Here is a 6,940-nt window from a genome sequence, read left to right on the forward strand (position 1 = left end):
TCAGCTAGTTGTAGTCTGATTACTCACCCTGCAGGGTCACCAGCACCTTGCGGGCGCCGCCATCGACACGATGCTCGCCAAGCCAGATCCCCTGCCAGGTGCCGAGCGCCAACTGACCATCACGGATCGGCAGTTGCAGGCTCACCCCGAGCAGGGAGGATTTGATGTGGGCGGGCATGTCATCCGCTCCCTCATAAGTGTGGCGATAGTAGGGGGCATCTTCCGGCGCCAGCCGGTGCAGATGGGCCTCCATATCGCTGCGCACGCTGGGGTCGCAATTCTCGTTGAGGGTGAGCGAGGCGGAGGTGTGTTGCAGCAGCAGGTGGGCCATGCCAATCCGGTAATCCGCCAGCATCGGCAGTTTAGCTAACAACTCGTCGGTCACCAGATGAAAGCCCCGCGAACGGGGCTTCAGAGTCAGCAGGCACTGCTGCCACATCAGACGTACTCCATAAAGACGCGGGAGGTGAGTTTGGTGATGAGCTCGTAGGGGATAGTGCCAATCTCGTCGGCCACCCGCTCCACCGGCAACCCCTCGCCCCACAGCACCGCCTCGTCACCGGCCTTGTCGGTTGCGCCGGGCCCAAGATCTACCGTGCTCATATCCATGGAGACACGCCCCACCAGCGGCACAATGCGGCCGTTGATCAGCACGGAAGTGCCATTGGGCGCCATGCGCGGATAACCGTCACCGTAGCCGATGGCGATCACCCCGAGCCGGGTATCGCGATCCGACACCCAGTTGGCGCCATAGCCCACCGGCTCGCCCGCTTTGTGATCCCGCACCGCAATCAGCTGGGTCTTCAAGGTCATCACCGGCTGCAGGTCGTAATCGGCCGCCACCGTGTTGGGGAAGGGCGACACGCCATAGAGGATGACACCGGGGCGAACCCAGTCGCAGTGGGAGTCTGGCCAGGCCAGAATGCCCGCCGAGTTGGCCATGGCCCGCTCGCCCAGGAGCGGTGCCGTCAGACGGCTGAAGAGGTCGATCTGCTCGCGGGTGGTGGGCTGCTCCAGCTCATCGGAACGGCTGAAGTGGGTCATGATGTTGAACGGCTGCACCACGTTCTTGCACTTGCCGAGTCGTTCGATAAAGGCGGGCATCTCGTCGGCACGCACCCCGAGGCGGTGCATGCCGGTGTCGAGCTTGAGCCAGGCGACCACGGGCGCTGGCAGCTCAACCTGCTCCAACGCTTCGAGCTGCTCCCAGGTGTGAACCGCCGTCTGCAGATTGTTGGCCGCCAGCACCGGCAGATCGTCGGCAGAGAAGAAACCCTCCAGCAGCACTATGGGTTTGACCACGGCGCAGGAGCGCAGCATCAGCGCCTCTTCGATACGGGCCACCGCATAGGCATCCGCATCCACCAGGGTGCGGGCGACCGGCAGCAGTCCGTGGCCATAGGCGTTGGCCTTGACCACAGCGATGATCTTGCAAGCGGGAGCGTGGCGCTTGACCACGGCGAGGTTGTGGCGCAAGGCCGCAGTGTTGATTTGGGCAGTAGCCGCTTTCATGGTTTTCCCTTACGAGGGCACAAATGGTCTCCCCCTCATCGGGCAGAAGACCGCCACTCACTTATCGTCGTCGAAGGCCGGACCGGCATAATTGTCGAACCGGGAAAACAGGCTCTGGCTGGCTGCCTCTCAATAAATGGCAAGCGGGTCAGAGCGGTGGTGGCAATCCTGACCACAGGATTGCCATGATTGTTACTTATCAATAATCGTCATCAAACGCCGGACCGGCATAGTTGTCGAACCGGGAGAACTGACCCTGGAAGGTGAGGCGCACTCTTCCGATAGGGCCGTTACGCTGCTTGCCGATAATGATCTCGGCAATCCCCTTGTCCGGGCTGTCATCGTGATAAACCTCATCACGATAGATAAACATGATCAAATCCGCATCCTGCTCGATGGAGCCCGATTCACGAAGATCCGAGTTGACCGGGCGCTTGTCGGCCCGCTGTTCCAGACTTCGGTTCAGCTGGGAGAGCGCCACCACCGGGCACTGCAGCTCTTTCGCCAAGGCCTTGAGGGAGCGGGAGATCTCGCCGATCTCTAGGGTACGGTTGTCAGAGAGCGCCGGGACCCGCATCAGCTGCAGGTAGTCCACCATGATCATCGAGAGGCCACCGTGCTCGCGCGCCACCCGACGGGCACGGGAGCGCACATCGGTCGGGGTGAGGCCGGAGGCGTCATCGATATACATCTTGCCCTTCTCCAGCAGCAATCCCATGGTGGAGGAGAGGCGTGCCCAATCCTCGTCGTCGAGCTGACCGGTACGCACCTTGGTCTGGTCGATGCGACCGACCGAGGCGAGCATACGCATGATGATCTGCTCGGAGGGCATCTCCAGCGAGAAGATAAGCACCGGCTTGTCGGCGGTGAGGGCCGCATGCTCACAGAGGTTCATTGCAAAGGTGGTCTTGCCCATGGAAGGACGAGCCGCCACGATGATCAAGTCCGAACGCTGCAAACCGGCGGTCATCTTGTCGAGATCGTTGTAACCGCTCGATACCCCGGTCACCCCGTTGTGCGGCGTCTTGAACAGCTCTTCAATCTTGTCGACGGTCTGCTCGAGGATGAGCTTCAGGGGCTGGGGCCCCTCGTTGGCGCTGGTGCGCTGCTCGGCAATCTTGAATACCTTGCTCTCGGCCAGATCCAGCAGATCGCCGGAGGTACGGCCTTGCGGCTCGTAGCCTGCTTCGACTATCTCGTTGGCGACCGAGATCATCTCTCGCACCACCGCCCGCTCGCGCACGATTTCGGCGTAGGCGTTGATGTTGGCGGCACTCGGGGTGTTCTTGGCGATCTCCACCAGATAGGCGAAGCCGCCCGCCTCTTCCAGCTGTTCGGAGCGCTCCAGCTCCTCCTGCAGGGTGATGAGGTCGATGGGGTTGCCCGCGTTGGAGAGGCGGGTCATGGCCTGGAAGATCAACCGGTGCGGACGGCTGTAGAAATCCTGATCGATCACCCGTTCGGCAACCCGATCCCAGGCATCGTTATCCAGCATTAGGCCGCCCAGTACGGACTGTTCGGCCTCAAAAGAGTGGGGAGGAACTTTCAGCTGTTGTGTCTTGGCGTCTTTTTTCGCCGTCACTTGCTCTGCCATACACATAAAAACCGCAGCGGGAAGGGGACGGGAATTTTACAAAAGAAAGCCAACTACGGCGAGCCCTATCTGGCGGCTCATACCATCATAAAGGGCCAAACCAGAGTCTGCTCTACTTTGACCATTTTGATTTTGCTTCGCATTTTGCGCTCCTTGCGACTCAATCTTCTGCTTTTCATCCGGTTTACTCCTCTTGTTTGACGCTGCATCGCGGCTACCTCGTTCATGAATAATTCATGCCAGAGGTGATATTGATGAATACAAGCTGCGACACAATTAGGGACAGGCAGCCTGCCATGCGCCTTGCTGAGCTTGCCAAAGCGGAGCATGCCCCACCCACAGACGAGAGTGAAAAGAGTCAAAATGAAAAAGATGCTGACCCTGTTTGCCGTGATCCTGGCCATTGGCCTGGGGGCACCTCACGCCGAAGCCAAGAAGTTTGGCGGCGGCAAATCCTTTGGTAAAAGTTACAAAACTGCGCCGGCCCAGCCTGCGGCCAAACCGGTCGACAACAAGAATCCGACACTGAATGCCCAGACGCCGCCGAAAAAGAGCGGCATGATGGGTGGCCTGCTGGGCGGCCTGCTGGCTGGCGGCCTGTTTGCCTACCTGCTGGGCAGCGGTGCCTTTGAAGGTCTGCAAGGAATGGACTTCCTGCTGATCGCCCTGCTGGCGCTGGGTGCCGTCTTCCTGATCCGTACCCTGCGCAAGGGCAAGGTCGCGACGCCACAGCCACAACAGGCGGCCTATGCGGGCTATCAGCCGCCGCAATCTGCTGCCCCGCAGCAGTTTGAGCAGAGCAACAGCGCACCGCAAGCCACCGGCTTTGCCGACAGCGACGTGCCGTTCCGCCTGCCGCCGGGCTTTGACATGAACAGCTTCCTGGCCGGTGCCCGCGATCACTATCGCACCCTGCAAGAGGCGTGGAACAAGAACGATCTGGAAAAGGTGCGCGAGTACGTCAGCCCCGAGCTGTTTGAGCAGCTCAAAGCCGAGCGCGCCGAACTGACTGGCGACCAGCACACAGAAGTGATGTACGTCGATACCCAGCTGGTACGTGCTGACTATGGCAGCGACTGGGCCCAGGTGAGCGTGCGCTTCAGCGGCCGCTACATGGACCGTCAGGAGCAGGTCGAAGAAGACATCAAAGAGGTGTGGCACCTCGAGCGCGATCTGGCCAAGAACAATGCCCCTTGGCATATCGTCGGTATCGAGCAGCTGTAAGGTTCAGATTGTCACTACGCAAGAGGCGGCCCATGGGCCGCCTCTTTTCATTTCATCCCCTCACCTGACCTGATACAGGCGAGTGCTATCGTCATTGATGATTTAAAAGTTGTAACCGCTCCCCAAACAACGACAAAGGGCAGCCACCGGCTGCCCTTTGGGATCACATCTGGGGGCTATGCGCCCCGCTGACGAATCAGTTACAGCCTTCGGTAGAGGCTGAGTTCAGATAGCTCACCTCATTGCCTGGCTGATAATCGGCCACGTTGATGGTCTTCTTGACCTCGATGTACTCCTTCAGCACGGCAGCATCCACCAAACCGGCGTTGATGGTATCGATCTTCGGATAGCCGTCACCACCGGAGGCGCTGAAGCTCGGGATCGCGAAGCTGTAGGTTGCTGCCGGATCAAACGCCTTGCCACCGATACTGGTGATATTGACGCTCTTGGCCTGACAATCCACCGCCATGTTGATACCGCCAAACTGGGCATAACCACCGGTATTGCGGGTCTTGCTTGCCACCTGGCCCAGATAGGTCGCCAGATCGCTTCCCTTCATGACAGCCTTGTTGACCGTGTTGCCAAACGGGTGTACCAGCAACACGCTGCGGTAGGTGATATCACCGGCCGGGATGCTGTCACGCACACCGCCAGAGTTGACGATACCAAAGTCGACACCCAGCTTGCTGCTGGTCGCCGTGGTGATGAGGCGACCCAGGTTGGTCTGCTTGTTGCGAACCGAGTTGCGATCACCAACCAGCAAGCCATCTGCCGAGCCAATGACGACATTCAGCTCTTGCTGACCTTTCTCCTGATAACCCAGCAGGGTGTTATACAGCTCGGGATCCTTGGTGATCTCGTCCTGTACGAACTGCATCTTGGCCGGATCCTTGGTTACGGCGCCGTTGGCATCGATCGCCTCGCCCTTGGCGTTGCGCTTGATGAGGTTGACCGGGATCAGGTCATAGCTGGTCAAGGTCAACTTGCCATTCTGGTACTCAAACTGGGCACGGCCCACATACTTGCCCCACTCGTGGGCCTGCATGATCCAGGTGCCGTTTTGCTGGTCCGGTTGGCAGTTATCACCCGGTTTGAAATTGGCGTACTTGTTGGTGGTACCCGGTTCCATACAGACCGGATTCTGGGAGTGGCCACCAATGATGGCATCCAGAGTCCCTGCCGGCAGTGCACGAGCCATCTCTACATCGCCCGGCGCATTGCTGCCGTGCTGACCATTCTCGTAATGGCCCATGTGAGTGATGGCGAAGACCAGATTGGCCTCCTTGTTGCTGCGGATCTGCTGGCCCAGTTTGGCCGCCTCGCTGGTCGGATCGCGGAACTCCAGGGTTTGCACGTTGTTGGGATCAACCAGCTGGGCGGTATCCTCAGTGGTCAGACCCAGTACAGCGACCTTGAGACCGCTCTCCAACTTGAACACCTTGTAGGGGTCAAAGTAGTGTTTGCCGCTCGCCTTGTCATAGATGTTGGCCGAGAGCATGGGGAACTGGGCCCACTTGCGCTGCTTCTCCAGCACGCTGAGGGGGTTGTCGAATTCATGGTTGCCCACTGCCATGGCATCGTAGCGAATGTTGTTCATCGCCATGAAGTCAGGCTCGGCATCCTGCAGATCGGACTCCGGCACCCCGGTATTCACATCACCACCGGAAAGAACCAGTACGTCACTGCCAGCAGCCTTGGCATCGGCACGCAGCTGCTCGACCAGAGTCTTCTGGGCAGCCATACCGTACTCATTTTCAGCGTTGTGCCAGAAACGGCCGTGGGTATCGTTGGTGTGCAGGATGGTCAGTTTGCAGACATTTTCGGTGCAGGGTGCAACGGTGTCATTAGTCGAGGTATTACAGCCAGTCAGTGCAGCAAGCACGGCGAGGGCCACGCCGCCTTTGATAAAGTTATTATTCATTTCCATATCACCTTGATTGTTTTGTTATTTATCAACCCTGTCCAGCGGGTCGGGCGCCAATATAACAAACAACAGATGACCGTTTTTCATCGATGACTCACAAATTCTGCTAATTGTGATCTTCGGCCCAACATCCGGCTTCCTGCTGATTTATCAGTTTTTTTGTTGAGTGGTCACTCACTTGCCCCTCTCCCGCACCAAGGGGACGCCACCCGGACGCGCCTTTATGGCATACTCCCCAGCCAGCCATGCCCGAGGAGATGATTTGATGGCCAAGTACGACAAGATTTCCCCCGAGACCCAGCAGGAGGCGATGAAAATTGCCCGTGCCAACCAGAAGCCGGGGCAGACCAAGGAACAGACCCAGCTTATCGCGCAAGGGATCCAGAAAGGCATCGACGAATACAAGAAACAGATGAAGGCGCGAGCCCGCGAAGCGAGCCGCCAGAAAAAATTGCAGGCCAAAGCCAGGCAGCCACAGGGCGCGCCACAACCCGAAGAGCAAGACGATCAACTTGAAGTGGTTGAAGTAAGGCATCAGCATCCCCTGCCCTGGATCTTGCTGGTGCTGAGCTGGCTGGGATTTGCGGCAGCCTGGTTCTGGTTGCACTAAGAGCCGCTAACAAAACCTCTCAGCGAAGCGCGAGCAGATCACGGCGCAAGCCAGCGTCAGTAACGCAAGGTGGATA

At 58.8% G+C, this 6,940-nt stretch carries 6 protein-coding genes; 2 read left to right on the forward strand and 4 right to left on the reverse strand.

The window, feature by feature from the left end; translation table 11 throughout:
* Positions 1-19 precede the first annotated feature (19 nt).
* The 3 genes from NOM06_RS01925 to dnaB all read right to left on the reverse strand — a co-directional run bounded on the left by NOM06_RS01925 (position 20) and on the right by dnaB (position 3,106).
* The gene (locus tag NOM06_RS01925) at positions 20-439 is read right to left on the reverse strand and encodes a secondary thiamine-phosphate synthase enzyme YjbQ (protein WP_255909426.1); all 420 of its coding nucleotides are present in this window, start codon (positions 437-439) and stop codon (positions 20-22) included.
* Positions 439-1,512 carry an alanine racemase gene (gene alr / locus NOM06_RS01930; RefSeq protein ID WP_255909438.1) on the reverse strand — a complete coding sequence of 358 codons (1,074 nt, stop codon included), beginning with the start codon at positions 1,510-1,512 and terminating at the stop codon, positions 439-441. Before alr ends, NOM06_RS01925 begins: the two co-directional genes overlap by 1 nt.
* Positions 1,513-1,711: 199 nt before the next feature.
* Positions 1,712-3,106, reverse strand: coding sequence for a replicative DNA helicase (gene dnaB, locus NOM06_RS01935; RefSeq protein WP_026035132.1), 1,395 nt, complete (start codon positions 3,104-3,106; stop codon positions 1,712-1,714).
* A gap of 363 nt (positions 3,107-3,469) precedes the next feature.
* On the opposite strand from dnaB, the gene NOM06_RS01940 reads away from it, so the two are divergent.
* Positions 3,470-4,330: a Tim44 domain-containing protein gene (locus NOM06_RS01940; protein ID WP_005335275.1), complete on the forward strand. Its 861-nt coding sequence runs from the start codon at positions 3,470-3,472 to the stop codon at positions 4,328-4,330.
* A gap of 196 nt (positions 4,331-4,526) precedes the next feature.
* Here the strand turns inward: NOM06_RS01940 and ushA are convergent, their stop codons facing one another.
* A complete protein-coding gene (gene ushA, locus NOM06_RS01945; protein ID WP_255909440.1) occupies positions 4,527-6,251 on the reverse strand; it encodes a bifunctional UDP-sugar hydrolase/5'-nucleotidase UshA in 1,725 nt (574 codons plus the stop codon).
* 268 nt (positions 6,252-6,519) lie between these two features.
* On the opposite strand from ushA, the gene NOM06_RS01950 reads away from it, so the two are divergent.
* Complete coding sequence (locus NOM06_RS01950; RefSeq protein ID WP_255909443.1) at positions 6,520-6,864, forward strand: DUF2956 domain-containing protein; 345 nt, start codon at positions 6,520-6,522, stop codon at positions 6,862-6,864.
* The last annotated feature ends 76 nt before the right edge of the window (positions 6,865-6,940 follow it).

The organism is Aeromonas sp. JL9 (assembly GCF_024436075.1).
Lineage (GTDB): Bacteria > Pseudomonadota > Gammaproteobacteria > Enterobacterales > Aeromonadaceae > Aeromonas > Aeromonas veronii.

Coding starts and splice junctions, on each gene's coding strand:
- dnaB (WP_026035132.1), bottom strand. CDS start 3,106: ATGGCAGAGCAAGTGACGGCGAAAAAAGACGCCAAGACACAACAGCTG.
- NOM06_RS01925 (WP_255909426.1), bottom strand. CDS start 439: ATGTGGCAGCAGTGCCTGCTGACTCTGAAGCCCCGTTCGCGGGGCTTT.
- ushA (WP_255909440.1), bottom strand. CDS start 6,251: ATGAATAATAACTTTATCAAAGGCGGCGTGGCCCTCGCCGTGCTTGCT.
- alr (WP_255909438.1), bottom strand. CDS start 1,512: ATGAAAGCGGCTACTGCCCAAATCAACACTGCGGCCTTGCGCCACAAC.
- NOM06_RS01940 (WP_005335275.1), top strand. CDS start 3,470: ATGAAAAAGATGCTGACCCTGTTTGCCGTGATCCTGGCCATTGGCCTG.
- NOM06_RS01950 (WP_255909443.1), top strand. CDS start 6,520: ATGGCCAAGTACGACAAGATTTCCCCCGAGACCCAGCAGGAGGCGATG.